Origin of the sequence: Kitasatospora sp. DSM 101779, from assembly GCF_025655475.1 — a bacterium.
Taxonomy (GTDB): domain Bacteria; phylum Actinomycetota; class Actinomycetes; order Streptomycetales; family Streptomycetaceae; genus Kitasatospora.
This window is the reverse complement of sequence record NZ_JAHTIK010000001.1, coordinates 98,883-123,419: the sequence shown is the minus strand read 5'-3', so window position 1 is coordinate 123,419 and position 24,537 is coordinate 98,883. Positions and strand designations below refer to the sequence as shown.

General features: G+C 70.1%; 20 protein-coding genes and 1 pseudogene. 6 read left to right on the top strand and 15 right to left on the bottom strand.

All coding sequences use genetic code 11. The features are described 5' to 3' along the window. Positions 1 to 11 precede the first annotated feature (11 nt). The gene (locus KSNIM_RS00515) at positions 12 to 1,010 is read right to left on the bottom strand and encodes a LacI family DNA-binding transcriptional regulator (protein ID WP_263107782.1); all 999 of its coding nucleotides are present in this window, start codon (positions 1,008 to 1,010) and stop codon (positions 12 to 14) included. Positions 1,011 to 1,506: 496 nt separating this feature from the next. Here KSNIM_RS00515 and KSNIM_RS00510 point away from each other — a divergent pair, with 496 nt between their 5' ends. Beyond that, complete coding sequence (locus tag KSNIM_RS00510) at positions 1,507 to 4,311, top strand: hypothetical protein (protein ID WP_263101194.1); 2,805 nt, start codon at positions 1,507 to 1,509, stop codon at positions 4,309 to 4,311. Between the two features lie 175 nt (positions 4,312 to 4,486). Next, positions 4,487 to 7,384 carry a glycosyl hydrolase family 95 catalytic domain-containing protein gene (locus tag KSNIM_RS00505; protein ID WP_263101192.1) on the top strand — a complete coding sequence of 966 codons (2,898 nt, stop codon included), beginning with the start codon at positions 4,487 to 4,489 and terminating at the stop codon, positions 7,382 to 7,384. A gap of 248 nt (positions 7,385 to 7,632) precedes the next feature. On the opposite strand, the gene KSNIM_RS00500 is transcribed toward KSNIM_RS00505, so the two are convergent. Then, positions 7,633 to 8,577, bottom strand: a complete 945-nt coding sequence (locus tag KSNIM_RS00500; RefSeq protein ID WP_263101191.1) for a DUF5996 family protein — start codon at positions 8,575 to 8,577, stop codon at positions 7,633 to 7,635. Positions 8,578 to 8,922: 345 nt separating this feature from the next. On the opposite strand from KSNIM_RS00500, the pseudogene KSNIM_RS00495 reads away from it, so the two are divergent. Beyond that, positions 8,923 to 9,487, top strand: a pseudogene (locus KSNIM_RS00495) (glycoside hydrolase family 15 protein); the annotation flags it as partial. Here KSNIM_RS00495 and KSNIM_RS00490 read toward each other — a convergent pair. Further along, positions 9,462 to 10,016: a MarR family winged helix-turn-helix transcriptional regulator gene (locus KSNIM_RS00490; RefSeq protein ID WP_263101190.1), complete on the bottom strand. Its 555-nt coding sequence runs from the start codon at positions 10,014 to 10,016 to the stop codon at positions 9,462 to 9,464. The pseudogene KSNIM_RS00495 and the gene KSNIM_RS00490 overlap by 26 nt on opposite strands. 126 nt (positions 10,017 to 10,142) lie before the next feature. On the opposite strand from KSNIM_RS00490, the gene KSNIM_RS00485 reads away from it, so the two are divergent. Continuing rightward, the gene (locus KSNIM_RS00485) at positions 10,143 to 10,718 is read left to right on the top strand and encodes an NADPH-dependent FMN reductase (protein ID WP_263101189.1); all 576 of its coding nucleotides are present in this window, start codon (positions 10,143 to 10,145) and stop codon (positions 10,716 to 10,718) included. Positions 10,719 to 10,849: 131 nt separating this feature from the next. On the opposite strand, the gene KSNIM_RS00480 is transcribed toward KSNIM_RS00485, so the two are convergent. Further along, the gene (locus KSNIM_RS00480) at positions 10,850 to 11,341 is read right to left on the bottom strand and encodes a DUF4232 domain-containing protein (protein ID WP_263101188.1); all 492 of its coding nucleotides are present in this window, start codon (positions 11,339 to 11,341) and stop codon (positions 10,850 to 10,852) included. Between the two features lie 309 nt (positions 11,342 to 11,650). Here KSNIM_RS00480 and KSNIM_RS00475 point away from each other — a divergent pair, with 309 nt between their 5' ends. Next, positions 11,651 to 11,806 carry a hypothetical protein gene (locus KSNIM_RS00475; RefSeq protein WP_263101187.1) on the top strand — a complete coding sequence of 52 codons (156 nt, stop codon included), beginning with the start codon at positions 11,651 to 11,653 and terminating at the stop codon, positions 11,804 to 11,806. A gap of 68 nt (positions 11,807 to 11,874) precedes the next feature. On the opposite strand, the gene KSNIM_RS00470 is transcribed toward KSNIM_RS00475, so the two are convergent. The 11 genes from KSNIM_RS00470 to KSNIM_RS39300 all read right to left on the bottom strand — a co-directional run bounded on the left by KSNIM_RS00470 (position 11,875) and on the right by KSNIM_RS39300 (position 22,625). After that, positions 11,875 to 12,840 (bottom strand): terpene synthase family protein, encoded by a 966-nt coding sequence (locus KSNIM_RS00470; RefSeq protein WP_263101186.1) that lies wholly within the window; start codon positions 12,838 to 12,840, stop codon positions 11,875 to 11,877. Next, positions 12,837 to 14,201: a cytochrome P450 gene (locus KSNIM_RS00465; protein ID WP_263101185.1), complete on the bottom strand. Its 1,365-nt coding sequence runs from the start codon at positions 14,199 to 14,201 to the stop codon at positions 12,837 to 12,839. The genes KSNIM_RS00470 and KSNIM_RS00465 overlap by 4 nt, the downstream gene beginning before the upstream one ends. Further along, the gene (locus KSNIM_RS00460; RefSeq protein WP_263101184.1) at positions 14,198 to 15,820 is read right to left on the bottom strand and encodes a prenyltransferase/squalene oxidase repeat-containing protein; all 1,623 of its coding nucleotides are present in this window, start codon (positions 15,818 to 15,820) and stop codon (positions 14,198 to 14,200) included. Before KSNIM_RS00460 ends, KSNIM_RS00465 begins: the two co-directional genes overlap by 4 nt. Further along, a complete protein-coding gene (locus tag KSNIM_RS00455; RefSeq protein ID WP_263101183.1) occupies positions 15,817 to 16,977 on the bottom strand; it encodes a polyprenyl synthetase family protein in 1,161 nt (386 codons plus the stop codon). The genes KSNIM_RS00460 and KSNIM_RS00455 overlap by 4 nt, the downstream gene beginning before the upstream one ends. A gap of 120 nt (positions 16,978 to 17,097) precedes the next feature. After that, complete coding sequence (locus tag KSNIM_RS00450) at positions 17,098 to 18,372, bottom strand: cytochrome P450 (RefSeq protein WP_263101182.1); 1,275 nt, start codon at positions 18,370 to 18,372, stop codon at positions 17,098 to 17,100. Beyond that, the gene (locus tag KSNIM_RS00445) at positions 18,369 to 18,959 is read right to left on the bottom strand and encodes a GTP-binding protein (RefSeq protein ID WP_263101181.1); all 591 of its coding nucleotides are present in this window, start codon (positions 18,957 to 18,959) and stop codon (positions 18,369 to 18,371) included. Before KSNIM_RS00445 ends, KSNIM_RS00450 begins: the two co-directional genes overlap by 4 nt. Before the next feature lies 1 nt (position 18,960). After that, positions 18,961 to 19,317, bottom strand: coding sequence for a DUF742 domain-containing protein (locus tag KSNIM_RS00440; RefSeq protein ID WP_263101180.1), 357 nt, complete (start codon positions 19,315 to 19,317; stop codon positions 18,961 to 18,963). Positions 19,318 to 19,340: 23 nt separating this feature from the next. After that, on the bottom strand, positions 19,341 to 19,778 hold the full coding sequence (locus KSNIM_RS00435) for a roadblock/LC7 domain-containing protein (protein WP_263101179.1): 438 nt from the start codon (positions 19,776 to 19,778) through the stop codon (positions 19,341 to 19,343). After that, positions 19,775 to 21,109 carry an ATP-binding protein gene (locus KSNIM_RS00430; protein ID WP_263101178.1) on the bottom strand — a complete coding sequence of 445 codons (1,335 nt, stop codon included), beginning with the start codon at positions 21,107 to 21,109 and terminating at the stop codon, positions 19,775 to 19,777. The genes KSNIM_RS00435 and KSNIM_RS00430 overlap by 4 nt, the downstream gene beginning before the upstream one ends. 891 nt (positions 21,110 to 22,000) lie before the next feature. Continuing rightward, positions 22,001 to 22,300 carry an IS3 family transposase gene (locus KSNIM_RS00425; protein WP_263101177.1) on the bottom strand — a complete coding sequence of 100 codons (300 nt, stop codon included), beginning with the start codon at positions 22,298 to 22,300 and terminating at the stop codon, positions 22,001 to 22,003. Between the two features lie 25 nt (positions 22,301 to 22,325). After that, positions 22,326 to 22,625, bottom strand: coding sequence for a transposase (locus tag KSNIM_RS39300; protein ID WP_411543631.1), 300 nt, complete (start codon positions 22,623 to 22,625; stop codon positions 22,326 to 22,328). 492 nt (positions 22,626 to 23,117) lie between these two features. Between KSNIM_RS39300 and KSNIM_RS00420 the strand changes: the two genes are divergently transcribed. Further along, entirely contained in the window at positions 23,118 to 24,398 is a 1,281-nt protein-coding gene (locus KSNIM_RS00420) for a hypothetical protein (RefSeq protein WP_263101176.1), read from the top strand. The last annotated feature ends 139 nt before the right edge of the window (positions 24,399 to 24,537 follow it).

Genomic DNA, 24,537 nt, shown 5'->3' with positions numbered 1-24,537 from the left:
GGGGCCGGGCGCTAGGCGGTCGCTCGGGGCGGGGCGCTGCTCGCCCGGACGGTCAGGGTCGGGCGCAGCAGTGAGATGACGTTGGTCGGGGGCCGGCCGGAGTCGACGGCGCGCAGCAGCAGTTCGACGGCCTGCTGGGCCATCTCGCGCTTCGGGAAGGTGACCGTGGTCAGGGCCGGTTCGATCCGTCCGACCTGGGCGATGTCGTCGAAGCCGACGACGCTGACGTCCTCGGGGACCCGTCGGCCGGACCGGACCACCGCCTCGATGGCGCCGAGGGCCAGCACATCGTGGGTGGCGAAGACCGCCGTGAGCTGCGGATCGGCGTCCAGCGCCGCGCGGGCCGCGGCGTACCCGCCGGCGGCGTCGTCGCTGGTGCGGGTGAACACCATGCGGTCGTCGATGGCCAGCCCGTCGGCGGCGAACGCCCGGCGCAGCCCGCCGACGCGCAGCGTGTGCGCGGGGAGGTCGGCGATCACCGCGACGTTCCGGTGGCCGAGTTCGCGCAGGTGGCGCCCGGCCAGGAAGCCGGCGTGCTCGTAGTCGATGGACACCACCGGGAGCGTCGTCGGCGGCTCGCCCTCCCAGGCGAACAGCGCGACCGGGAAGGCGGCCGCAGTGAGCATCGGCAACTGCTGTTCGACACCGTTGTCCCCGGCGACCAGCAGCGCGTCCACCGAGCGCGCGGCCAGGTTCTCCAGGTGGGCCCGGGTGTAGTCGGGATCGTCGCGCGTCGTGGCCAGCAGCAGGTTGTACCCGTGGCCGACCAGGACGTTCTCGACCTCCTCGACCACCTCCGAGTAGAACGGATTGGCGACCGACGGCACGAACAGCCCCACGGTCGAGGTGCTGCCGGTGCGCAGCGAGCGCGCCACCAGGTTCGGCTTGTAGCCGAGTTCGGCGATCGCCGTGTTCACCTTCGCCAGGGTCTCCGGCCGCACCTTCTTGCCGGACACCACGTTGGAGACGGTCTGCTTGGTGACTCCCGCCCGAGCTGCCACCTCCGCCATTGTCACCACGTACGCTCCCCAAAACTTTTATCGATCCACGAAAGTGTCGTCAGCGTAGGGCAACTGTCGCAGCAGGGCAAGGCTTCGCACGGCGGCGGCGATTCAGCGGTCACAGCAGCGCGGTTGGGCTTCACAGGCAGGTCACGACTGTTCCCGCGGTTTGACGCGCGCGGAGCATTGACGGCTGCGGAAACACGGCAGTAATCTCCCCGCCACGTCTACCTCCGTGGATCGGTCAACGAGGTGGAGCCACCGCGGTCCACCGCGCGAAACAACACTCGACGTCCCCCGCGCGCCATCGTGCTCGGTGCGCCGTGGTGTCCTCTCGGCCTCGACGGCCCGACGGCCCGACGGCCCGACGGCCCGACGGCCCGACGGCCCGACGGCCCGACGGCCGTGGTCCGGCCGCGGCATCGCGCATGCTCCGCGCCGTCTCCAGCGGACGGCGAGCGCCTGAACAGACCTGGAAAGGTCTCGTCCTGAGGAGAGACTGGGCATGATCAGACCCGCCGGCGGCGACGCCGACCCGAACCCCGCACCGGCGCGACGCGGCTCCCGCGTGCGCCGCCTCATCGCGGCCGCTGCCGGCGCCACCATGACGGCGGCGAGCCTCCTGCTCGCCGGCGCCGTCCCCGCACACGCCGCCACCACCGTCCACACGTACGCACCGACGGGAGTGGGAGGCGGTACGACGACGTCCCCGGACGTGGCGTCCACCAAGTACCAGGTGCAAGTCGCCGGCACGTCCGTCCAGGCTGTCCAGTACACCGAGAACGGCCACACCTTCGACATCGCGCGCTTCGCGTCGGATTCCCGGACACCGACGATCACGGTCACGCTGCCCAGCACCACGATCGACACGGTGACCATCTACCCGGCGCGCCACTACCCGTCCGGCAGCGTCTCGGTGAGCACGGACAAGCACACCCTGACGTTCCAGCTGTCAGCCGCCGCCGGGTTGAACCAGGCGATCGTGATGGTCAACGGCGACTCGACCAATGCCGCGGGACAGCCCTACCTGGCGGTCGTCAACGACCCTCCGGAGGACCCGGCGCAGCGTCCGGACACCACCAGCGCATCGGACGGTTCCGGCGTCAGCCTGCAGACCGGTGTCGTCAACTTCCAGGAGTTCGCCGTGAAGTACCTCGCGGCGCACCCGAACAGCGCGGCTCAGAAGGCTCCCGCCCCGACGACGAGCTCCATGGCCGGCAAGACCGTCAACGGCACTGCCGTCCCCGCCGGTCAGCAAACCTCGGCCGGGAGCCTGGTGAGCGCGAACAGCGTCAATGTGCGGTACCCGAAGGTGCGGGTGATGGCCGCCAACGACGTCACGTACGCGCTGCAGGCGGCCATCGACACCATCAAAGCCAACCCCACGGCGCTCAACACGCTCTACTTCCCGAACGGCACGTACGTGTGGTCCGGTCTCCTGGTCAACGGTCTGGACGGCAGCAAGCTCAAGGGCGGCAAGCTGAAGATCTACACCGACGAAGGGGCCCTGCTGAAGAACCGCGTCCAGGCGTACATGGAGGCGTTCGAGCCGGCGATCGGGATCATCAACTCGAGCAACGTCGAAATCGACGGCCGCGGCGTCTTCGACGGCAACGGCGTGGCGAACTACAACGCCCGCAGCAGCGGTGACTCGCACGACGCCTACCGCAGCCAGCACCAGGGCGGCGTCATGGTCATGCACTCGTCGGACATTGCGTTCAACGACACCTACGAGCGCAACGCGAAGCAGTGGAACTATGAGACCCACACGGCCAACAGGGTGACGTTCACCAACATCAAGGCCTTCACCCCGTACCGCCAGCCGTGGATCGACGGGACGGACTTCGCGAGCGGCCAGGACATCACCGCCAACGGCGTCTTCACCCTCGGCAACGACGACGCTTTCGCCTCCGGCCACTACAACCCCAGCGACGGATTCACCCCGCTGGCCTCCGGCGTGTGGAACAACTTCCAGCTCGGCACCTCCACCGCCGACGTCCAGGGCTATGTCGACGCGGTAGCCGCCCACGACACCGTCGCCGACGATCTCGGGTTCGACTCCTACCACTGGGACCACGAGGACTCGAAGAACATCTCGGTCAGCAACACGCTGAACTGGTCCGTCGCTGCCGGCAACGCGATCCGGCTCGGATGGAACTCGTACGGATACCGGCTCACCAACTACGCGTTCGACAACTTCAACTCCGTGTCGCCGTTGGCCGGCGGCATCTTCACGCACAACGGCCCCAACCCGTACCCGCGCATCCAGAGCATCGTGGTGAAGAACAGCTCGATCGACACCTCCCGGTTCACCAAGGGACCGATCGGGCTCAACGGCGGCAACGGATCCACCCAGACCATCACCGCCGACCAGCAGGCGACCTACGGGTTCGCCCCCAACCCCGACGGGTCGGGCACCGCGTACTCGTACACCAGGGCCCCGATCGGCACCTTCGGCCTCGACAACGTGTGGTTCTCGCAGCAGAACACGAGCAGCACACTGAACGGCGCCACGAACGCGACGCTGAACGACATCCGCGTGGCGGGCCAGCTTGTCGAATACACCAGCCAGCTCCCGCTGACGACGAGTGGGATCGGCGCGCTCACCACCACCTACACGGACGCGAACGGCCAGTCCCGGAACGTGAAGGCCGGCGCCCTCACCAACGGCGACACCTGGGTCGGCGCGTGGACCGGCGACCAGACCAAGAACAACTCCTCGGACCTGACCCTCATCACCCGCAACACCGGGGTCGGCCTGATGGGCGAGCAGTACACCACGGGATCCGGCGACGGAAAGCTCTCCTACCTCCAGTTCCCCCTCAGCAGCCTCACCAGGGCACCGAGCCAGGCGACACTCCATCTCACCTACGTCGGCCACCGCTATTCGTCGGTCCCGTCGACCGACACCGATCAGCTCCTCGTGCAACCCGCCAGCGACACCACCTGCGCCGGCGGCAGCACGTCCTGCCCGGTCAACACGATGACCTGGCAGAAACGGCCGAGCTTCACCGCCACGACCTCCTCCGTCGCGAAGTCGGCCACCTTCACCCTCGGTTCGACCGTCATCCCCGAGGGCGGCGGGATCCACCAGGGCAACGCCATCGACGGCCGCGACATCAGCGTCGACATCACCTCCTTCGTCCAGAACGCCTACGCGGCCAACCAGTCCACGCTCCTGCTCGCCCTCTGCAACACGGCGGGCGCCAGCCACGAGCTGCGCTTCGTCAGCTCCGAAGGCGCTACCGGCTCCGGAAAGCTCACCAACGGGACCGCCGAGATGGCGCCCGGGGTGACCGTGACCCCGTAGACACTCGAGGCCGGTCCGTCCCCGCGGGGCGGGCGGCCCCCAGCCGTCCGGTTCTGCCGTCGACGGCTGACGCAGCCACCGCATGTCCGACAAAGCGCTGTTGTCCACCACCGGACCCGCACCGGTGTCACCCCTGTGCCCAGTTGTACGCACCGTCCGACAACGGAGTCCGCCCATGTCACTGCCCGACCTTCCCCTCAACCGTCGGCGTTTCCTCACCACGGCCGCCCTCGCCGCCGGCGCCGCGGCCCTGCCCGGCTACGTCTTCGCCGCCCGGGCCTCCGCGGCCGTACCGCCCCAGGTCACTCTCCCGGACCGCGGCATCTGGGACAACGCCACCGCTTCGGCCTGGACCGACGGCTTCCTGAGCGGCAACGGCGAATACGGGGTCGTCTACTACGGGGCGCCCACGCTCGAGAAGATGATCTTCAATCATCACCGGTTCGTGCTGCCCAACGGCAGCCGGAGCGTCATACCCCCCGTGATCTCGCCGTATCTCGAGACCGCCCGGGACCAGGCGCTGGCCGGCGACTACTCCGGTGCCTCCTCCACCTTCGTCCACGGCTGGAGCCTGCGCTGGACCCAGACCTTCCACCCCGGCTACGAACTCCAGCTCAGCACCCCGGGCATGACCACCGTCAACGACTTCGCCCGCCTCACCGACTTCCGCACCGGCGAGATCACCCACACCTGGACCGACCAGTACGGCACCTGGAAGCGCCACGTCTTCGTCTCCCGCGCCGACCAGGTCATCGTCCACGAGCTGCTGCCCGCGACCGGCCGCACCGTGGACACCACCATCAGCGTCAACACCGCTCTTGCGGGCGTGCCGACCAGAGTGTCCTTCTCCGCCACCGCCACCGCCACCAGCGGCGACGGCTACCTGAACCTGCGCGGCACCTACCCCTCCGGCGGTGCCTACGGCTACGAGGGCGTCACCCGCGTCGTGGTCTCCGGCAGCGGCTCCTCCGTCACCGCCGACGGGCAGACCCTGGTGGTCGCCAAGGCCACCAAGGTGCTGCTGCTGACCAAGCTCGGCCGGTACGAGACCTCCACCGGCTGGAACAGCCAGCCCCTGCAGACCGCCCTCGCCGCCCTGACGGCCGACTACGCCACCCTCCTGGGCCGACACGCCCCGAAGCACCAGGCCATGTACGACCGCTCCAGCATCGACCTGAACGTCTCCGCCGCCGACCGTCGGCTGGCCACCGGCGAGCTCATAGCCCGCCAGAACAGCGACGCCTCCGCCATCGACGTCGCACTGCTGGAGCGGATGTACGACTCCGGCCGCTATCTCTTCATCAGTTCCAGTGGTGTTCTGCCACCACGCCTGACCGGCATCTGGACGGGCACCTGGAACGGCTCCTGGGCCGACGACTTCACCACCGACGCCAACATCAACCTGCAGGTCGCCGGCGGCAACATCCTCGACCTCACCGATGCCATGCAGGGCTACTTCGACCTCATCCTCGGCCAGCTCGCCCACTGGCGCGACAACGCCACCAACCTCTACGGCACCCGCGGCTTCCTCGCCCCGTCCCGGACCGACGGCGAGTACGGGCACATGCTGCACTTCAACAGCGGCAGCTTCCCCGGCGAGGCCTGGACCGGCGGCGCCGACTGGCTGCTCTACCCGCTTCTGGAGTACTACCAGGTCACCGGTGACAGCGCCTTCCTGAAGAACAAGCTCGGTCCTGCCCTGATGGAACTGGCTCTGTTCTACGAGGACTTCCTCACCCGCACCGACTCCAGCGGCAAGGCCGTCTTCGTCCCCTCCTACTCCATGGAGAACACCCCCACCAGCACCAGCCAGGCGTTCTCCGTCAACGCCACCGGCGACATCATGGCCGGCCGGCACGCCCTCCAGGCCGCGATCGACGCGGCCGACACCCTCGGCCTGGAGCAGGGCAGCGGCCAGGGCGTGCAACGCTGGACCGCCCTGCTCGCCAAGCTGCCCGACTACACCGTCAACAGCGACGGGGCGCTCGCCGAGTGGTCCTGGCCGGGCCTGACCGACCGCTACAACCACCGGCACGTCCAGCACCTGTACGGCGCCTGGCCGCTGCACGAGATCAACCCCGAGGACAAGCCCGACCTGGTCAAGTACGCCCGCACGGCCCTGGACAAGCGAGGCGACCAGAACTATTCCGCCCACGGCAGCCTCCACCGGGCGCTGGCCCGCGCCCGTCTGAAGGACGGCCCCGGTGTCTACAGCAACCTGCTGAAGATCTACGGCAAGAACATGGTGTGGCGGAGTCTGATGACCTCCCACAACCCCAACCTGGACATCTACAACTGCGACGCCGCCAACACCGTCCCCGCCGTCCTCGGCGAAGCACTCGTCTACACCCGTCCCGGTGTCCTTGAGATCCTCCCCGCCCTCCCCGACCAGCTCACGAAGGGCACCATCAACGGCGTCCGCGGCCGCAACCGCATCACCATCCGGTCGCTGTCCTGGGACACGGCGGCCCGCACGGCCACCGTCACGCTCACCTCCGACATCGACCAGAACATCACCTTCATCTGCCGGCGCGGCATCACATCCATCAGCACCGGCGCGACGGTCACCAGGTCGTCGCTGGGCAACCACGCCCGCATCGTGTCGTTGACCGCAGGAACGAGCACCACGATCACGATCGGCCTGCTGACCGGCCCGTTCAAGCTGGTCAACCGCAAGAGCGGCAAGGTCATGGACGTCTCCGGCTCCTCCACCTCCGACGGCGGGGCCGTCATCCAGAACACGTGGTCCGACAGCGCCAACCAGCAGTGGAAGCTGCTCCCCGACTACGACGGGTCCTACCGCCTGTGCAACATCAACAGCGGCAAGGTGCTCGACGTCCCGGGCGGCTCCACCAGCGCCGGCACAGCCCTGGACCAGTGGTCGGACACCAACGGCGCCATCCAGTGGTGGAAGCTCCTTCCGGCGGCCACCAGCGGCTACTACCGCCTCGTCAACATCAAGAGCGGACTGTGCGCAGACGTGCAGAGTGGATCCACCGCCGACGGCGCCAAGGTCATCCAGTGGCCCGCCAACGGTGGCTCCAACCAGGAATGGCAGCCAGCGGGGCTGTGACGGCCCTGGACACATGAGCGGCGGCGATCCGACTCGCCGCCGCGGGCTCCGGCATCACAGGATGGCCAGGTGGCGGCCGGTCAACGGCACCGGCCGACTGGCCGATAGTCATCCAACGCGGGCCCAGAACGCCACCGGCGCGCAGCCCGCCATCACGATGACCTGGCAGACCCCGCCGAGCTTCACCGCCACGGCCTCCTCCGTCGCCAGGTCGGCCACCGACCGGCGTTGCAGCTGCAGTGACGTGCTCAGAGCGGCGGGGCCGGCAGGCGCGGGTCCGTGATCCCACCCGGACAGGCCAGTCGGCCGACGTCCCAGCCGGCACGGACGGCTCCGGCTTGGTAGGCGCTCTCATAGAAAGCGAGTACGGCCGCTCTCGGATCGGCCTCGGCACGGGCCGCGTCGTAGCGCAGGACCGCCAGGTGGCTGTCGTTGAGCACGATCCACTGTGCGGACGCGGGTGTGAGCGGGTCCTCGGCCAGCTGCGGGGGCTCGGGAGTCGTGTAGGAGTAGAAGGCCGGTTCGCCCAGATCGGCGTCGCCGAACCAGAATCCGAAGCTGATCAGTTCCCGGGAGTATGCCTCGCGGGTCACCGGGTCTACCTGCGCCGGCTGGTCGAGGGTGTGTCCGGAGAACCGGGTGTGGGCGATGTCGAGTGAGTGCCAGAAGAGGTGGACAGGGCTGACCTTGCCCGAGAAACGCGCCGCGAACTCCTCCAGCACCAGCCCGACCTGGCTGAGCACCTGCCAGTAGCGATTCGCCCAGGCGGGATCGTAGGTAGCGTGTTCGAGGTCCTCGGCGAACGGCCGGTCGGAGTCGGCCAGCCGATAGGGCCGGGGAATCCGGATCTCCACCCGGACGCCCAACGCTGCCAGCGTCTCCCGGGTCTGCCGGTAGAACGAGGCGACGGACTGGCCGGGGAGGGGGAAGGACTCCGTCCTGCCGTCCGCCGTCGCGACGACCAGCCGGTGGTCGACGAAGTCGAAGTCGATGGTGAAGATCGGGTTGCCGTCGACCTGTCCCATGGGCCGCGTGGTGATCCCGCGCCCGGTGAGGTGGAAGGGGACGTTCCACCAGTGGTTACGCCGCACGCTCGCCGCAAGGCGGATCTTGCCCACGACCTGCGTGAAGCGGTGCAGCGTCTCCTTCGTGTCCCGCCATTCGGCGAGCGGCATCGGCGGGAACAGCTCCATCGCGCATCCCTCCAGCCCGTCGGCCCAGTTCCATGATGACCACGGTGGTTCAGACACGCAGACGGAGGCCGGAGGGGGCGACGTCCACTTCGTCTTCCGCCGCCCAGCGCTCCGATATGCCGCGATCTAGCATGAATCGAGAGGTTCGGCTCGATGCCCCGCACCACCCGGTGAGGAGGCCGCCATGACGGAGGACGCAGGGGCGGATTCGGGCAGCTGAGCGGTTCCCGGTATCTGCCGAGCTCCGAGCACGGCCTGATCGGCGATCTCCGCACCGCCGCGCTCGTCGCCACCGACGGCACCATCGACTGGTAGGTGGGGCAGCCGATCAGCAGCGGCCGCTGGCGGCTGATGTGCTGGGTCGCGCTGGAACGGGCGGCCCGGATCGCGAACCGGCGCGGGCTCCCCGCCGACCTGCCCCGCTGGCGGCAGCCCCGCGACGCGCTCTACCGACAGATCATGGCCCGCGGCTGGTCGGCCGACCGCGGCGCGTTCGTCCAGGGGCTGGACGACAAGGTCCTCGACGCGTCCCTGCCGATGATGCCGACGGCCAAGTTCATCTCGCCCACCGACCCCAAGTGGCTCTCCGCCCTGGATGTGCTCACCCCGGATCTGGTCTACGACTCCCTGGTGTACCGCTACGACCCGGAGGCCGGTCCGGACGGCCTCCGGGGCTCCGAGGGCGCGTTCTCGATCTGCTCCTTCTGTCACGTCGAGGCGCTGGCCCGGGCGGGCCGGCTGGAGGAGGCCCGGCTGGCCTTCGACAAGATGCTCAACGTATGTCAACCACGCCGGCCTGTTCGCCGAGGAGATCAGCCGGACAGGCGAACAGCTCGGCAACTTCCCCCAGGCGTTCACCCATCTCTGGCTGATCAGCGCCGCCTTCAGCCTGGACCGCGCCCTGGGCTGAGGGTGGCGTCGCAGGAGTCGGCGTCGGCGTCGCACGAGTCGACCTCGCAGGACGGGCCGCCCGGTTCGCCCTCCGCGACGGTGCGGGCGAGCCGGGCGAGCAGGGCCCGGAACACCTCGCGCTCGTCCTCGTCGATGACGGAGAGCAACTCGTCCTCGGCCGCGCTCACCTGCCGCTGCAGGTCACGGAGGGTTTCGACGCCCCGGCGGGTTGCGACGATCTTGCGCCGGCGGCGGTCGGCAGGGTCGAGCCGGCGTTCCACCAGGCCCGCCGCCACGAGGTCGTCGAGCAGGTAGGTCATCACCGTGCGGTCGATGCGCAGGTAGCCGGCCAGCGCGATCTGGTTCGGCCCGTCGCCCTCGACCACGGCCGCGAGCGTCTGAAAGCCGCGGGCGCCCCGGGGGACGCGGGCGAGCACCGACGAGACGGCGGTCCGGTAGGCGTGTGCCACCGCCATGAGCGAGAAGCCGAAGTCCCCCGTGAGGTCGGCACACCCGGCTGCCGGCGCGGTCTGCGTCTCGCTGCCCATACCAGGAATGATACGCACCGGCCCGCTGTTGGTGAGATTGTCTGCTCTGCAGACGATCTGCCGGGCAGCGCAAACTCCGCAGGTGCCAATCATGCCAGGCACCGCGAACGAGGAAGGCCCCCCGTCATGCTCAAGATCGGCATCATCCTCGGCAGCACCCGCCCCAACCGCAACGGCGAACAGGTCGCCAAGTGGGTGCTCGACATCGCGTCGCGCCGTACCGACGCCGAGTTCGAGCTCATCGATCTCCGCGACCACCCGTTGCCGCACCTCGACGAGCCCATGCCACCGTCGCTCGGCCGGTACCAGAACGAGCACACCCGGCAGTGGGCGGACGAGATCGCGTCGTTCGACGGATTCGTCATCGTGACGCCGGAGTACAACCACGGCATTCCCGCCGTACTGAAGAACGCGCTCGACTTCCTCTACGCCGAGTGGAACAACAAGGCGGTCGGCTACGTGTCCTACGGCGCCGTCGGTGGCGTCCGCGCGGTCGAACAGCTGCGCCTGGTCGCCGGCGAGCTCCAGATGGCCGACGTGCGCCAGCAGGTCGCGCTGTCCCTGATCACCGAGTTCGAGAACTACCACGTCTTCAAGCCCGGCGACTACAACCAGCTCGCCCTGAACACAATGCTCGATCAGGTCATCGCCTGGAGCACCGCACTGGCGCCGCTCCGCGCCCCGTCACCCGTCGCGGCGTGAGCGGACCGGCGGGCGGAGTGTGGCGCTGCGCCTGGTTCTCGTTCGGACAGGTCCGCTGGCTGGTGGCGGTGCACTGCACTGCTGGAAGTGGCGAACGTCACCGCGGACGCCCATCTCGTACGGCGTGTTGATCAGCGGCCGGGGACATCGTCGACGCGAGCCTTGTCGCGCGGGAGTCGGACGAGGACGGGGGCGGCCATCCAGATGTCCTCGCCGCACACGGCGAGCGGGACGGCGTTCCCCTGGCGGTCCATCAACTGCGGGGCGGAAGCCGACGCGTCGGCCGCGGCGTGCGGCGGGATCACCTGTGCCTGTGGCGAGGCGTCGGCCGGCATGAAGCACCGACCGCTGGTGCCCGGAGTCACCGAGTAGAACAGGTCGGTGCTCACCGAGGCACCCGGCGGGACGGTGTGCCGCGAAGGCGTCTGCCGTCCGGGGACGGCGACCGCCTCTTCGGCCTTCCCGATGTGCACCCGGAACCACGGGTATCCGTCGAAGACGCACTGGCCGGGGCCGGTATTGGTGGCGGTGAGCCGGGACCGGGGTGGCTCGTCCGTACCCTTCGGCGCCTCGGCGACGACACGGAGCGTCCAGTTCAGCTGCGCGGGTGCACACTCGGGCACGACTTCCACCCACCCCGGCGATCTCGTCCCCTCCGCGACCGCCACCGCCCCTTCCGGCCGGTCACAGCCGGCGACCGCCCCGGCTGTCGAGACGATCACGGCGGCCAGAACCGCTCCCCGTACACGTATGACGATACGCCGCTTGTTGCCAGGCAACGACACCCCCCCGACAGGCGCCTGACCATGAACATCTCATTGTGCCACCGAGCCCTACGTCCAGGCGGGGCAATGCACAATCGCCCGCCGAAGCGCAGCGCCCATACCGGGATAGCTTGGCCCCGCCGCGGGGCCAAGCCATCCCGGTTCCTGGTGCCGGTTTGCCCGCGCCGCAGCCCCGCCGCCGTCCTGCTCGGCCTGCTCGCCCGGCCCCGCCGACCCGAGCAGCCCACACCGCTGGCCACCGGCCCTGACGACGGGGGAGACGACCCCACCGGCGCCTGGTCTCCCGAACCGCCCACCCGCTGAACCGGTCCGGTCGGGCTCCCACATACCGGGAGCCGGGCCGGCCGGAGTGGCTGGCACGAACCAGCCACTCAGACCGCCTTGTACCGGGCGTGGCCGATGTGCCAGACGTAGGAGCAGGCGATGGATTCCAAGGCGCGGGCATGCTGCGCCAACACGGCCGAGTCGCCGGCCGCGAGTGCGTGGATCCCGCGGCGAGCCGTTGTGGCGTGCTCTTCCCCCAGGCGGGAAGCAGCAGCGTAGGCGGTAGGGATGTCGCAGTGCTGGTCTCTGGTGAGCAGCGAGATGAGGTTCAGAGAGTCGGGGACGCCCTTGGCGGATTCCCGCGCGTAGGAGCCGAGGTCGTTCAGCACGCCGGCGAGGTCGGCGACGGCCGCCTCCAGTTGTTGCACCGCCCGGGACCTTCGTGCCTCTTCCGGCAGTTCGTACCGCAGGACGACTTCGGTAGCGGCGATGAGGGTCCGCACGAGTACGGTGTGCGGGCGCATCATGCGGTAGTCCTGCATGCTGACGTGACCGGGGTCGGCCAGCTGGTGCGCCTCCCAGAGGATGCCGAAGAGGGCGTCCCTCAGACAGCCGGTGATCCGCAGGTACTGGGCGGCCGTGGCCCGGGTGCGCAGCCTCACGAGGAGGTCATGGAGCGCTTCGTCGAACGCCCCAGCGTCGCCGGGAACTTCGCCGCCGCCGAGGAGGTGAACGCATCCCTGGATCCGGCGTGCCAGTCGGGCCGGGCTGCCTGCCGCCGCCGCTTCGCCGTAGGTGTCGTCGAATGCGGTGAGCCACAGGAAGAGGTCCGCGCACAGGAACAGGCCGTCCGCCTCGGCGGTGGGAAAGGTCCTGGCGACCCCGTGCGCCACGATGTCGCAGAGGATGTGCCGCGCCTCGGGCCGGCTGAGGAGCGGGAACCGGTCGAGCCATTGTCCCAGGTGCGCCTGGATGTCTTCCGCGTGCGGGCTGGTCGGGAAGGGGCCGGGGAAGGTACGGGAGAGGTCGGGCATGGGCAGGGCGGCGATGCCCGCCTGGTCGGTGGTGGTCATGCTGCCGTCCGTGCCGCTGCCTGTCCTCGGGTCTCGGCGATCATGTGGAGGGAGGAGGGGTGGACGGTGATGGCGGGGACGGGCCGGACGGTGGTGCCGGGTGCGTGCCGCAGCGTCCAGCGGGAGGCGATGAGGGCGGTCAGGACCGTGGTCTCCGCCCAGGTGAAGCCGTCGCCGATGCACATGCGATTTCCCGCGCCGAACGGGATGTACGCGCCCCTGCGGGGCTGCGGTCGCTCGGGAAGCCAGCGGTCCGGGTCGAACCGCAGCGGGTCGGAGTACAGCTCGGGGTCCCGGTGGAGCGCGTACGGGCTCCACACCAGGTCGGCGCCGGCGGGCAGGTGCGCGCTGCCGAGCCGCACCTGCACGTTGGCTCGGCGGGTCACGATCCAGGCGGGGTTGTGCAGGCGCAGGGTCTCGGTGACGAGTCTGCGGGTGAGAACCAGCTGGGGGAGGTGCTCCGCGGTGAGCCGGCCGCCGGCGAGCACGGTGTCCACCTCCTGGTGCAGCCGTTCTTCCAGGCGGGGGTTGCGGCCCAGTTCGTGGAAGAGCCACGCCATGGTGACCGCGGTGGTCTCGGTGCCCGCGGCCAGCAGGCCGGTGATCTCGGACAGGATCTCCTCCTCGTCCAGCGGCCGGCCGTCCTCGTCGCGGGCGTCGAGGAGCAGGGAGACGAGGTCGTCGGGGCGTTCGGGGTCCGCGCGGTGAGCGGTGACGATGTCGCTGACCGTCCCGCGCAGCAGCTCATTTGCGGCCCGGACCTTGCGCTTGCCGGGGAGGGGGAGCTTCTCCCAGCCGGAGACCGGCGTGACGGCGCGCCGGATGGCGGCCTGGAAGAGGGTGTCGACGCCGTTCATGACGGCTTGCGCCGGAGCGCGGTCGAGGTCGGAGGAGAGCAGCGCCGACAGGACGACGCCCTGGGTCATGAGCTGCACCTCGTGCTGCACGTCGAGTCGTGCCCCGTGTTCCCAGGTCCCGAGGGCGGTCTCCGCGGTGGTGATCATCCGGTCGATGTAGGAGTTGATGCGCTCGCGGTGGAAGGCCGGCTGCACCAGGCGGCGGCGTTTCAGGTGCCGCGGTCCGCCCTCGATGACCGGCAGCGGCGATCCGCCGAACAGGCGGAGCTTCTCGAAGAGCCGGCCCTTGCCGAAGTTCGCGTGCTGGGCGGTGAGTATCTCCCAGATGAGGTCGGGGGAGTTGACGACGAACACCGGCTTCGGGCCGAACCCGATCTGCACCACGTCACCGTGGCGGCGAATCCGTTGCATGAACTCCAGCCGGTCCCGGAGCATCGGCAGCAGGTGTCCGACGACGGGCAGGCGCCCCGGTGCATGCGGAATGGGCGGTGCGTCGGCGGTCACGGGCGGTGCTCCGTTTCGTGGCGGGTGTGCAGCAGGTGGCGGGCGGCGAGGACCTCGGCCTGGACCATCGCTTCCGGTGCGTACAGGGTCTTGTCGTGCCAGCGGGCGGGGTGCCGGTGGCCGGGTGTGCGGGCCGTCTCGACCAGGAAGGCCTCGGCGCGGTCCAGCGCGCGCCCGTCGGCGATCCCCGGCGTGCGGAGCAGGATCTTCACCGCGTACGCGGTCTCCTCGGCGGTGCCGCCCCAGATGCCCCAGGACCCGTCCGGCTGCTGGGTGGCCAGGACCCATTCGGCGGCGGCCCGCAGGGCCTGGCGCGCCCGGGGGCCGGGTATAGCGGACAGCGCGGTGACGCACCGCTCGGTGGCGTAGTACGGGGAGGCGTGCCACTTGTCCGTCCAGTGGCCCTGCGGCAGCTGATGCTCCGTCATCCAATCGGCCACCCGTCGCATCACCGGCAGGTGCGTCTGCGCCTCCTCGGGGCGGCGGCTGAGGTGGGCCTGCAGGGCCTGGAGGGCGTGCGCGTTGGCGGTGAGCGAACCGGTGTCCTCGCCGATGTAGCAGTCGTAGTGGCGACCGTTGTCGAAGACGGCGAGCGGAGCGGGGTCGCGGGGCCGGTCGACCAGGGCCGCGACGAGGACGGCCATGGCGGTGTCGTCGGCGTCCACCATCAGCCCGGGTGCGCCCCGGACGCCCTCGGGGTCGTAGAGGTGGTCGGCCCACTTTCGCAGGGTGGGCAGGCCACAGGACGCCAGGCCGGAACGCGCCAGCGCGGCGGCGACCCAGAGCCGCTCGAACACCGTGATCGGTGCCGCCTCCGGGAGGAGGCCGCCATAGCGGTGCGCCACTGCGGCGAGCTCGTCGACCGCACGCTGCCGCTGCCCGGAGGAGCCTGCGGCGGCGGCCCAGGCTGCGGTGGCGGCCGGGGAGCTGCCGAGCAGCCCGTCCGCTGCGGGCAGCAGCGCGTCCGGGAGGTGCCCGGCGACGCCTTCGAAGGTGTGGTGCAGCTTCAACGGGACCCCGCCGGCGGCCCGGCACTTGCGGGCGACCGCTTCGGGCGACGCGGCGTGGTAGCCGCGCGGGACGGCGGGACGCGTGCCGCGGTGCCAGGGCCCGAGGTGAGGGAGGCCCGCGACAGCAGGCCGGTCGAGACGCTCGTTGACGGCGGCGACCAGGCCGGGGACGAGGATCTCCGCGGCCGCGGTGTCCGGCCACGGCCCGGCCGACGGCAGGCGACCGAGCGCGGCGAGCCCCCTGGCTGCCGCCGCGGCGAGCCGGCCCGCCGCACCATCGGCCCGTGGCTCCTGCTGCAGCACCGCGAGGACGGCCTCGACGGCGCTCAGCGTCGGCAGGAGCCGATAGGGCGCGGGCCCCTCGCCCCAGCTGCCGTCGGCGGCCTGCTCGCGCAGCAGGTATTCGAGCCGGGCCTGTCCGCCGGGCAGCCACGGCGCCGCGGACAACACCCGGGCCGTCTCGTACAGGGACGGGCGGACGTCGCCCCAGGGGTCGGCGTCGACCGCACTGATCAGCCTCGCCGCTGCACCGACGCAGGTGTCGCTCTCCGATCGGTGCTCGACGGGTGCCGTCGCCAGGGATGTCCCGCTGTGCTGGTGGTCGTTCATGCCTGCCTCGCAGTGGCGGATCCGGCGATGTCCCGCAGCGCCGCGACGGCGGCGGCCGGGAAGGGGGCATGGTCGAGGGATGCCAGGGCTTCGTCCCGCCGGATCCGGATCATCTCCTCCACGGCCTGCCGGGCTCCGGTGCGCTCGAGGATGCTCCGGACCACGTCGGCATCCCGCTCGGTGAGATTGGGTCTGCCGAACCGTGCGCGCAGCGACCGCAGCTCGCTCCGGGAGGCCCGCTGGACGGCGAGAGCCATGAGAACCGTGGCCTTGCCCGCCCGCACGTCGTCCAGCACCGGCTTGCCCGTCTCCCGGGGATCACCGAAAACCCCGAGGAGATCGTCCCGGAGCTGGAAGGCGTCACCGAGCGGCAGCGCGAACCCGCTGAGGGCCGCTTCGACCCCCGCGCTTGGGCCGGCCAGCGCCGCGCCGATGTGCAGCGGCCGCTCGACGGTGTACTTGGCCGTCTTGTAGCGGATCACCCGCAGGGCGGTCTCGACATCGCCGGACAGTCGCCCGGTGGTCTGCAGGTCGAGGAACTGGCCGTAGACCACCTCGCTGCGCATCTCGTCCAGGAGCGGCAGGAGACGTTCGGAGCCCTGGACTGTCAGCCCCGCTCCGTGCAGGAGTTCGTCGGACCAGATCAGTGCCAGGTCCCCGAGGAGCACGGCGGCGCCTACGCCGTGCTCCTGGGCCCGGGAGACCGGGCCGCCGCCCGCGGTGTAGGCAGCGGCCAGTGCCCGGTGGGCCGAGGGCCGGCCGCGGCGGGCGTCGCTGGCATCCATCACGTCGTCGTGGATGAGGGCGAATGCCTGAAAGAGTTCGAGGCCCGCCGCTGCGCGGACAGCCGGCGAGTGGTCGACCTCGCCGCCTCCGGCGTACCAGCCGCACACACACAGCAGGGGGCGAAGGCGCTTTCCGCCAGTCAGGAATGTGCGGAGCTGGGCTATGAGGAACGGCAGTTCAGGGCCGGGCGCGGACTGCTCCTTGGTGTCCAGGAACGTGGCCAGCGCCGTATCGACCTCCCGCCGCACGGCCCGGAGGTCCAGTGCGGCGGGAGGGGGTACGACGTCAAGCGCGGGCGCCGCGCGTCTCTTGTGGTCAAGAACGGCCAATGCATGTTCCTTTGGCGAGCAGGTGTGGTCACGAACGCACATCCCCAGGCGTTCTGACCGTCACGCCTGGTGCCGGTGTGGCGGAAAACACTCCGTCAGCATGCTTGGACCCGTGGCCGACGTGCCGAGGCCGGGCAGTGCGGGCACGCGCTGTCGACGCCGCTAGCCCGGCAGGCTGACCGTGACCGCTGCGTCCGGTTTGGGCGACTGCCGCTGGGACGGGCTCTCGCGGCGTCGCGGGTGAAGCGGGGTAAACCTGGCGGGCAGTGCCGTCAGGCTCCGGTAGATGGGACCGCCCCGGTAGGCGAGTTCCGCTGCGGACACCGCGAGTTTGATGTCGGGCAGGTAGGAGGTGAGCCGTTCGATCGCCGCGGTGGCGACGAGGACGGCGGTGGAACGCGCCGGGCAGGCGTGCGGTCCTGCGGCGAAGGCCAGGTGCGCCTTGTTACCGGAGCGGTGGCCCTCGTTCGGCGGATTGCTGTGCGGGCAGGAGTTGGCGGCCGCGTAGGAGACCATCACCGGTGAGCCGGCCGGAATGACCGTGCCGTAGAACTCGACCTCGTGCCGGGGGAAGTGAAGGCTGTAGTTCGCCAGCGGGGAGTCGTTCCACAGCGCCTCGTCGATCGCATGCTGGATCGGCAGACTCCCGGTGGTGAGGCTGCCGAAGTAGCGGTCGTCCGAGAGCATGCGCGCGAGCGTGCTGGCGATCAGGTTGGTCAGCGGCTCGTTGCCCGCACCGAGAACGATGATGACCTGCTGGAGGACGTCCTCGGGGCTCAGCCCGTTCGGGTGGTCGATGAACCACGAGGTCAGGTCATGTCCGCGCTGTTGGGCCTTGGCGGCATACAGGCTGGTGAGGTACTCGTTCAGCGACTGCGCACCCGCGGCCATCTGCGCAGGATCGGAGCTCACCATCCCGCTCAGCGCCTGCATAAGGCGAGGAGCGTACTCGTCGGGCATGCCGAACAACGCGTTGAAAACCATCAGGGGGAGCTGCTGCGCGTACTGCGCGACCAGGTCGACCTCACCGTCCATGACGAACTGCTGGAGCAGCGTGTCGGCGTACCGGAAGGTCAGGTTGCGCACATCGTGCGGGTCCAGAAGGCGGAAGCTGTCCGTGATGACATTACGCAGGTGGGCGTGCTGGGCGCCGTCGGCGAAGAACAGGCTGGGCCGCCACTGCACGTGCGGCATCACAGGGCTGTCCGCCGGAACCTGATCCATCCACGGGCGAGTGTCCTTGGACCACGTGCTCGTGTCATGGAGGAGGTCGAGCGCGGCGCGGTAGTCGGTGACCAGGTGGACGACGACGCCGGGGGAGATCTCCGCAAGGCCGACCGGCCCCTGCAGGCGCAGCAGGTCGTAGCTGCGCCTCGGGTCCGCGTCGTGTTCTGGCCCGTGGATGCGCACCGGGGTGGCGGGAGGGATGGCGGTCATGACGATTCGTCTCCGGCTCGGGATATCAGGTGGGCGGTCAGGGCGATGAGCGCGTCCAGGGTGGAGTTCTTGTCCCGTGCGTCGCAGGTCACCAGCGGGGTGCGCTCGTCCAGGTCGAGCTTGGAGCGCAGGGTGTCGAGGGTGTAGTCGGGTGAGGTCGGGAACGTGTTCACGGCGACCGCGTAGTCCAGGCCGCGTTCCTCGATGAGGTCCATGACCTCGAACGACTGGTCCAGGCGGCGGGTGTCGGCCAGGACGAGTGCGCCGATGGCGCCGTCGGCGATGTCCTCCCACAGGGGCAGGAAGCGGCGCTGCCCGGGGGTGCCGTACAGGTACAGGACCACCTTGGCCTGCGGCACGGTCAGCCGGCCGAAGTCGATGGCGACCGTGGTGGTCGTCTTGCCTCGCAGGCCGTCCAGGGTGAGGTCGTCCGCCGATGCGGCGGCGTCGGTCATCACCTCGTCGGTGTGCAGCGTCGGGATCTCGGACAGAGTCCTGATCGCGGTGGTCTTCCCGATGCCGAGGGGGCCCGCCACGAGGATCTTCAGCCTCTGGTGGTCCGCCTCCGGCAGATAGACCGGACGCAAGCTAGTGCTGCCTGAGCGCGCGGAGTCCACTCAGCACCTCTTCCAGGAGTTCTTTCGACGGACGATCGGCGCCCGCGTCGGGGAGCAGGGCAGTGGGGGCCGGCACGCGAACCTGCAGGTGCCCGCCGTCGATCAGCTGGGAGACCAACACCTTGCACACGCTGGTCTGCAGACGGAGGTACGCGGCCGTCTCACTGACGGTCAGAGCGCCGCCGGTGAGGAGCGAAATGATCCGCTGGTGGACGGGCGTGTGGTGAGGGGCGGGCGGAAGACCCGTGGCGACCACGGCCATGAGTGAATGGAGAGTGTTGCGGGTCGGGGTGCCGATGCCCCGGGTAGCCAGATAGCTGGGGATCATCCGCCGACCCTGCGACGAGCGGCTCATGACGCCTCCCGTGTGCGGGCCGGGACGGACATGAGTTGCTCGCCGAGCTTCTTGGCCTGGCGGGCCATGATGTGCGCGACCGTACCCATGGGCATGTCGAGGCCTCCTGCCACGGCGATGAAGGTGTTGGTGCGGGCACCGGCCGGCATGATCATGTACGTGCCGTGGGTGTTCTGCACGGTGATGGTCGTGATGGGAGTGCCATCCGAGGCGTCCAGCGCCGCATTGGCCGCGGCACGGGCCGCGCCGTGAAGTGCGGCCGTCATGGCGGAAATGCCCTCCGCGGCCTCCCGCAGGAGCCCTTCCGTCGCGCCGATGACCATGCCGTCGCTCGACAGGATCAGGGCGTGCTTGACCTCGTTGCTGACTTCGGTGATGGGATTCAGGACCCACGACGGGTCCTCGATCACGGGGCGCGAGGTGGAGAGGGTCACTGATCTTCCTTCGAGTCGTTGGGGGCCAGACCCGCGGCGAGTCCCGCCTGGAACTGGCTCCAGGTGTCACGGGCCGTTTCCGGGTTCAGCTCCCGGGGCGCGACATCGGGGGCATCGCTGCGAGCCGGCTCCGTGCGGGCGCGCCGATGGCGCTGGGGCAGGTCGCTGCCGTCGTCCGGGGTGCGGTCCGGGCCGGCCGGAGTGGGCCACTGCGGTGCAGCAGGGGGTGCGGCAGGCAGGGGAGCCATCGCCGAGATCGGTTCCTTCTCTTCGTCGATCGTCGTCAACAGGTGCGGGGGAATGGTGAGGACCGCGCGGACCCCGTTGTAGGGGGAAACCTGGTCGATCGAGACCTGGAAGCCATGGTCGGCGACAAGCCTGCCGATGGCTGCGAGCCCCAGAGCCGGCGGATCACCGAGCTCGGTCAGCAGCGTGTCCTGCTGCTCCTCGACCGAGAGCAGGCGGACACCGCGACGGACGGCCTCTGCGCTCATGCCGGTGCCCGCGTCGTCGATGATGACGCAGACACTGCCATTGCCGGTCTGGATCAGGCCGGCCTCCACCGCGAGGTCGTCCCGGGAGTGCTCCAGGGCGTTGGCCATGAGCTCGGTGAGAGCCACCGCGATGGGCTCCGCCGCGCGACCGACGACCGCAAGGTTCGAATCGAGCAGCCGCGAACTGATCTTGATTCGTTCGTAGCCGTGGAGCCGGGACGAGGCACCGCTGACGATTTCGACGACGTAGGTGTCCGGACGCACGTGCCCGGGCCACGCGCCGCAGACGATCGCGGCCTTCTGCACCAGACGGATCGCCTGCTCGTTGAGGTGGTCGACCTTGAACAGGCTGTCGAGCAGCCGCGGGTCGTCGAAGTCGCTCTGCAGGCCTTCGACCTGCGTCTGCAGCCGGTACGACAGCGCCTGGATGTCCTGGCACGCACCACGCAGCGCCGCACGGGCGGAGGCATCGATCCGTCGGCGCTCCTTGGCCACCGTGTCCGAGTAGTGGCCGAGCACGGCCTCATACAGAGGGGCGTACACGGTCCCGGCCAGGGCCTCGTGCTTCAGGCCCGGGATCGGGTGATGCGCACTGACCAGATTCAGCGCCAGGCCGGGGAGACGGTTGGCGACCAGATGCTGAAGCTCGTCGCCGAACTGCTGGATCTGGTCCTGGAGCGCCTGCTCCCGCTTCTGGGAAGCATTCAGTGCCTCGGACTGCACGGTGCTTCGCGCGACCAGGGCGCGACGCGAGCGTGCCAGCAGTGCCGTGGCTACAGCGCCAGCTGCGGTCGTGGCGCCAAGCATCACTGCGGCAGTCTCGGGTATCGAGGTCAACGGTCGGGTCCTAGGGCTCGAGCCGGCTCCGGAGGCCAGACATGGCGGAGCCGCCCGTTCATGGTGAACGAGCGCCGACCCGTGGAGTCCCGGCAGATTGCGAACGGAAGATCTGATCGATGGAGCAGCACCTGGCATGGCCGGGCGTTGTCATTATGTGGCATGCGCGCGACAAATGTGTCACTTCGGCCAGCATGCGCAGGCCTCGTTGTCAGCTCATCGCCGAGCTGTCGCTCCGCAACACGATGGTGCTCCCGATGGGGCGTCCCATGCCGCGGCGTGCGATGACCTGGCAGTCGTGAGCATCATCCTGAACTCCGCGGGTCTTCCATCGGGGCCACGGGGCGACAACCGGCTTGACTCGCTCCGCATCTGACCGGTCATTAGATCATATTGACGACGAAGGACACCATGCGTGTCCAGCCCGCCAGCACACCCTGCAGATCGACGTCCGGCACCTTTCCCTTCGAACGTCAGGCGCATCTACCACCAGGGCGCCTCTGCCGCCACGACCGCCGCGATGATGCACAGGTTGGCACCAACTGGACAGCCCGAGAAGCGGCCGGGGTGTAGCGCGGATGCCAACCGGGCGTATGGCCAGCTATCGCTTGCTCGAGTGGCGCTGACCACCCCGCCCCCGGAACTGATACGCATGCTCTCCGCGGCCTCCCACTGTCGAACCTCCGGCGACACTGGTCCGGCCTCGCCGCATGAGACCGGGCGACGGTGGACGGACCGTAACCGGTGGGCCGTGCTTCGTTACTCGGATACGTCCCGCAACGGTGAGCACAAGGTCGGCGTCCGCGCGCTCGGAGGTGTGCCAGCCCACGATCCGGCGGGAGAAGGCGTCGCGGATCGTGGCCAGCCACCACGGTCCCTCGCCGGTCGGGATCAGCAGATGTCGGCGACCCACAGCCGGTTCGGGGCGCCCGCGGTGAAGTCGCGCTGGACCAGGTCCGGGGCGAGGGCGGCCGCCGGGTCGCGGCGGGTGAGGGAACGGGGCCGACGCGCGCTCACGCCCTGCAGGCCGGCCTGGCGCACCAGGCGCTCGACCCGGTTGCGGCCGACGTGGGTGCCCTCGCGCCGCAGGACCGCGTGGATGCGCGGGGAGCCGCAGGTTTCGTCGGAGTCGGCGTGGATCTTGCGGACGGGCTCGGTCGACTCGGCGTCGTGGCGTCTGCGCGCGCACACCTCGTGAACGTCGCGGCGCCAGCGGTCATAGGTGGAGGCGGGGATGTGCAGTTCCCGGAGGACGGGCTCGGCCCCGAAGCGGTCCTGGTGCTCGTCGATGAGCCTCAGTACCGTCGCCGGGTCGGGTCGAGATCCTGGGCGAAAGGGCCGAGGCGGCCTTGAGGATCCCGCAGGACCGGCGGAGCTCGGCGCTCTCCTTGCGCAGAGCGGCCGGCTCTTCCTTCTCGGCCGTGGTGAGCCGGTCGTCGCGCTCGCCCCGGTCCGCCTCGTCCTGGCGGATCCAGTTCCGCAGGGCCTCGTGGTGCACCCCGACATCGCGGGCCATCTACCGGATCACGGGCTTCGGATCGGCGGCCCGGTACGCGGCACCAGCCCGCTGCCGCAACTCGGGCGGATACTTCACCGGTGCAGCCGTGGCAGAGGCTCCCTTCTCACGGCCCATCAGGCGATGTCCGGCAACCTTCCGCACCTCGGGGGAACCTCATGGTCGTCCGGGTCCTTCAGACGGGCGCGGTGGCCGATCACGCACGTCTCGACCGGACCCCGCCCAGCTCTACGCTGCCGAAACGGAATCCCTCACGGGCCGTTGACACCTGCAGGACGCCGACCAGGCCCCGCTGCCGTAACCGCCCGCCGCCCCGGCTCCGTCCCGGCTCCGTCCCAGCTCCAATCGGGGGAGCAGGTTTTTCCCTCCTTCCTCTCCGCGATGTCTCGACTGCGGAGAGTGGCGAGTGCCATAGCGTTGTGCCCGCCGAATCCCCGCGTACCGGCCTCCCGGGTCCCGGGGGTGGTCCGCTGCGACCGAAAGGGAACGACCATGCACGTTGTCTCCAGCCGCACCCGAATCGCCAGGGCCGCCCTGGCCGCCTGCGGGGTGTCGGTGCTGCTCGCACCGTCCGCGGGTGCCGCCGGGGCGGATACGGGCACGCCCGCGGGCGTTCGGCGCGAGGTGGTCACCGTGACGACTGCGAGGGTCGGGGCGCCGGGGAACCCGCCGGTTGCCGTGGTGCCGTTCACCGACGCGATCTACCAGTCCTGCGCCGACGCTCCGCCGGGCTCGACGGACTGCCTGACGGTCGGCGGTGTCGGCGCTCCCTACGAGATCGGACAGCTCGAGGTCACCGTCGGTCAGTGGGTGGCCTTCCTGAACACGGCCGACCGCCGGGGGCGCGACCCGCACGGTCTGTACGACCGGACCGAGAGCCCGTCGGCCTGGCCGAAATTCGGCCCGATCAGTTTCTCGCCCACCGCCGCGGACGGGCACCACTACTCCGTGGCCTACCCGGAGTGGGCCGACAAGCCGTACGGATTCGCCGACTTCCTCAAGGCGGCCCGCTTCGTCAACTCGCTCTACAACGGCAGGCTGATCTCGAAGCAGGCGAGCACCAGCGGCAGCTACGAGTACGTCACCTACCAGGTCGAACTGTCGCCGCAGACCGAACGCGGCATGTACGACCTCGCCCGGCCCGACGCGACCCGCACCCACGACTCCGGCTTCGTGGTGCCGAGCCAGGACGAGTGGATCAAGGCGGCCTACTACGACCCGAGTGGCGGAGGCACCTACTCCTACTGGAAGTACCCGACCAACCCCGGCGTGTTCGGCGACGGCGAGGCGAGCGCACCGGCCCCCACCGTCCTCGACCCCGCCACCGGCGACGTCACGAACGCGGCCACCCAGCCGCTGGCCTCGTACCACGCAAGTGGCCTGCCCGCGCCGAGCTGGTGCCCCGGGCAGGTGCAGCCCGCCGTCTGCTCGACCGTCAACCCGTTCGGCCTGGACCCCATCGCCTACCGTGCGATCTACCAGGGCAGCCTCAGCACCGTCGGCCAGGCCAGGACCACCTCGCCGTGGGGCACCCTCGACCAGGGCGGCAACGCGGTCGAGTGGACCGACACCATCACGCCGCCGCCGGCGGGGGGCGACCCCGCGCGGGTCTGGCGGCGGGAGCACGGAGGAGTGTCCAACGCTCCGGCCTACCAGATGTGGCCGTCCGCCGTGGGCCTGCAACCGCAGGACAACGCCTTCTTCAGCCACACCTACCCATGGCTCGGCTTCCGGGTCGGCGTGATCGGCAACCTCGGCCCCTGGGCACGCTGACGCCGGGTCGGCCCCGCCTGGCCACCCGTCGTCCCCGAGGCCACGGGCGGCACGGCAGAGCCGCAGGCCGGTGACGCTCGGCGCAGCGGAGGGCCGGTGCCGCGGGGCGGCCCTTCGGCGCCGGCCGTCGTGTCGAGCC

What these genes read in the sequence shown, in the direction of transcription:
- KSNIM_RS00515 (WP_263107782.1), bottom strand. Translation starts at nt 1,010, where the DNA reads ATGGCGGAGGTGGCAGCTCGGGCGGGAGTCACCAAGCAGACCGTCTCC.
- KSNIM_RS00510 (WP_263101194.1), top strand. Translation starts at nt 1,507, where the DNA reads ATGATCAGACCCGCCGGCGGCGACGCCGACCCGAACCCCGCACCGGCG.
- KSNIM_RS00505 (WP_263101192.1), top strand. Translation starts at nt 4,487, where the DNA reads ATGTCACTGCCCGACCTTCCCCTCAACCGTCGGCGTTTCCTCACCACG.
- KSNIM_RS00500 (WP_263101191.1), bottom strand. Translation starts at nt 8,577, where the DNA reads ATGGAGCTGTTCCCGCCGATGCCGCTCGCCGAATGGCGGGACACGAAG.
- KSNIM_RS00490 (WP_263101190.1), bottom strand. Translation starts at nt 10,016, where the DNA reads ATGGGCAGCGAGACGCAGACCGCGCCGGCAGCCGGGTGTGCCGACCTC.
- KSNIM_RS00485 (WP_263101189.1), top strand. Translation starts at nt 10,143, where the DNA reads ATGCTCAAGATCGGCATCATCCTCGGCAGCACCCGCCCCAACCGCAAC.
- KSNIM_RS00470 (WP_263101186.1), bottom strand. Translation starts at nt 12,840, where the DNA reads ATGACCACCACCGACCAGGCGGGCATCGCCGCCCTGCCCATGCCCGAC.
- KSNIM_RS00460 (WP_263101184.1), bottom strand. Translation starts at nt 15,820, where the DNA reads ATGAACGACCACCAGCACAGCGGGACATCCCTGGCGACGGCACCCGTC.
- KSNIM_RS00455 (WP_263101183.1), bottom strand. Translation starts at nt 16,977, where the DNA reads ATGTGCGTTCGTGACCACACCTGCTCGCCAAAGGAACATGCATTGGCC.
- KSNIM_RS00450 (WP_263101182.1), bottom strand. Translation starts at nt 18,372, where the DNA reads ATGACCGCCATCCCTCCCGCCACCCCGGTGCGCATCCACGGGCCAGAA.
- KSNIM_RS00440 (WP_263101180.1), bottom strand. Translation starts at nt 19,317, where the DNA reads ATGATCCCCAGCTATCTGGCTACCCGGGGCATCGGCACCCCGACCCGC.
- KSNIM_RS39300 (WP_411543631.1), bottom strand. Translation starts at nt 22,625, where the DNA reads ATGGCCCGCGATGTCGGGGTGCACCACGAGGCCCTGCGGAACTGGATC.
- KSNIM_RS00420 (WP_263101176.1), top strand. Translation starts at nt 23,118, where the DNA reads ATGCACGTTGTCTCCAGCCGCACCCGAATCGCCAGGGCCGCCCTGGCC.